Origin of the sequence: Micrococcus sp. APC 4021, from assembly GCF_030407635.1 — a bacterium.
GTDB lineage: Bacteria > Actinomycetota > Actinomycetes > Actinomycetales > Micrococcaceae > Micrococcus > Micrococcus luteus.
This window is the reverse complement of record NZ_JASDCZ010000194.1, coordinates 1-2,178: the sequence shown is the minus strand read 5'-3', so window position 1 is coordinate 2,178 and position 2,178 is coordinate 1. Positions and strand designations below refer to the sequence as shown.

Below are 2,178 nucleotides of genomic sequence, written 5' to 3'. Positions count from 1 at the left end.
CCGCCGTGCCCTCCGCGATCTCGAACGCCACCACGGTGACGTTGTCCGGGGCGCCGCCCTTGAGGGTGAGGTCCACGAGGGTGTCGACGGCCTGGTTGAGAGCCTCCGAGTCCCGCAGCACCTCGTGGATCTTCTCGGGGGGGACCACGTCCGTGAGGCCGTCCGAGCAGAACAGCCACCGTTCTCCGGGGGCGACGGGCACCTCGAACACGTCCAGCTCGGGGGAGGCGTCCACGTCGCCGAGCACGCGCATGAGCACGTTCTTGTTCGGGTGGAACGGGGCCTCCCCGGCCTCGAGGCGCCCCTCGTCGACGAGCTTCTGCACGAACGTGTGGTCCGTGGTGACCTGGGAGAACTCGCCGTCCGCGAGCCGGTAGGCACGGGAGTCGCCGATGTGCGCGATGTGCAGCGTGGTCCCCGCGAGCAGGCCGGCGGTGCACGTGGTGCCCATGCCGGCGAGCTTGGGGTTGGCGTGCACCAGCTCGTTGAGGATCAGGTTGGCGTTCTGGATCTCGTCCGGCAGCACCGTGGCCGGGTCCTCGTAGCCCACCGCATCCAGCGGGGCCAGATCCAGCACCGTGGACGCGCTTGCCACGTCGCCGCCCACGTGCCCGCCCATGCCGTCCGCGAGCACGGCCAGATGACGGCCCACGTAGGCGGAGTCGTCGTTCTTGGCACGGACGCGGCCGACGTCGGAGCGGGCGGCGTAGCGGAGGACGAGGGTCATGGGTCAGGCCTCGAGCTCCATGACGGTCTTGCCGATGCGGATGGCCGTGCCGGGGCCCACGGGCAGCGCGCGGGTGACGGGGGCGCCGTTCACGTAGGTGCCGTTCGTGGAGCCGAGGTCCTCGAGGAACCAGCGGGTGCCCTGCGGGAACAGCCGGGCGTGGCGGCCGGAGGCGTAGTCGTCCACGAGCACCAGGTCGGCGTCCTGGGCGCGGCCCATCAGCAGGGGACGGCCCTCCAGGGCGATGGTCTGCCCGGCCTTCGGGCCCTCGACCACCCGCAGGGTCCGGGACAGCCGCGGGGCCGGCGTCGTCGGCGCGGACGCGGCGGGGGCCGGCGTCGACGCGGGCGCGGGTCGGTCGACCGCGGACGAGCCCGCCCCGGCGACCCCGGCCGCGGGCGCCGCGGTGACCAGGCCGGCGTCGCGCTGGGCCTGCTGGAGGCGCGTCTTGTTGCGCCGGCCGACCACGAGGTCGCGGCCCTGCGCCATGACGATGGAGATGATCAGCACCCACAGGGCCAGCAGCAGGCCCATGCGGAGCACGGCGACGGCGAGCTCGCTCATGCGCGGCCCCCCGTCCCGCCGAAGAACAGCAGCTCGGTCTGGCCGACGGTCACCACGTCCCCGTCGCGCAGGGTGACGGAGCCGTCCACGCGGCGGCCGTTGACGAGCACGCCGTTGCGGCTGCCCAGGTCCAGGAGCGTGACCGTGGAGCCGACGGTGAGCAGGCGCAGGTGCTCGCGGGACACCGAGGAGTCCGGGATCACGAGGTCGGCACGCTCGGCCGAGCGGCCGAGGATGAGGTCGTCCCCGTCCAGGGGGAGCATGCGGCCGTCCAGCTCGAGGGCCGGGCCGGCGGGCTCGCGGGGCGCGGCCGCCGGCAGGTCCTCGACCAGTCGGTCCGGCGTCGCGGCGGAGGCTCCCGGGCCGTGGGCGGTGGCGGGCGAGGCGCCGTCGTCGTGGGGGGCCGGGGCGGTGAGCGAGCCGTCGTCCAGGCGGGTGACCACGCGCAGGTCCCCGGCGCGCACGTCCGCGTCCGGGTGGAAGGCGACCCGGACCGTGCCGGGCAGTGCATAGCCCTGGGAGTCGGCGTGGCGGATGACCTCATCGCACAGCTCGCTGGCGAGGGTGGACCCCCACGAGCGGGCGCGCTCGAAGTCGGCGGGGGAGAAGTGGACCACGTAGCTGTTGGGCGCGACCGTGTGGCCCTCCGACAGGGCGAGAGACTCGTCGTCCATCGCCTGCCGCAGGGCCGAGGCGATCTCCACCGGCTTGACCGCCCGCGGACCGCCGGCCGAGAAGGCCGAGCGCACGACCCGCTCGAGGCCGCGTTCGAGGTTGTCCAGAAGTCCCACGACGGGGCTCCTTTCCACAGTTGTCCGTCCCGATACTACGGGCCGGGCTGGGAGACCGCCGAGAACAGCGGCATTCTGCGGGGTGGAGCGCGGGTG

Annotated in this window: 3 protein-coding genes; all 3 read right to left on the bottom strand. The window is 74.0% G+C overall.

The window, feature by feature from the left end; genetic code table 11:
- On the bottom strand, nt 1-727 hold a 727-nt coding region (locus tag QL983_RS11065), incomplete at its 3' end, for a PP2C family serine/threonine-protein phosphatase (RefSeq protein WP_290153008.1).
- 3 nt (nt 728-730) lie between these two features.
- A complete protein-coding gene (locus QL983_RS11060) occupies nt 731-1,291 on the bottom strand; it encodes an FHA domain-containing protein (protein WP_002858202.1) in 561 nt (186 codons plus the stop codon).
- Nucleotides 1,288-2,082: a DUF3662 and FHA domain-containing protein gene (locus QL983_RS11055; RefSeq protein WP_290153005.1), complete on the bottom strand. Its 795-nt coding sequence runs from the start codon at nt 2,080-2,082 to the stop codon at nt 1,288-1,290. The genes QL983_RS11060 and QL983_RS11055 overlap by 4 nt, the downstream gene beginning before the upstream one ends.
- Nucleotides 2,083-2,178 lie beyond the last annotated feature (96 nt).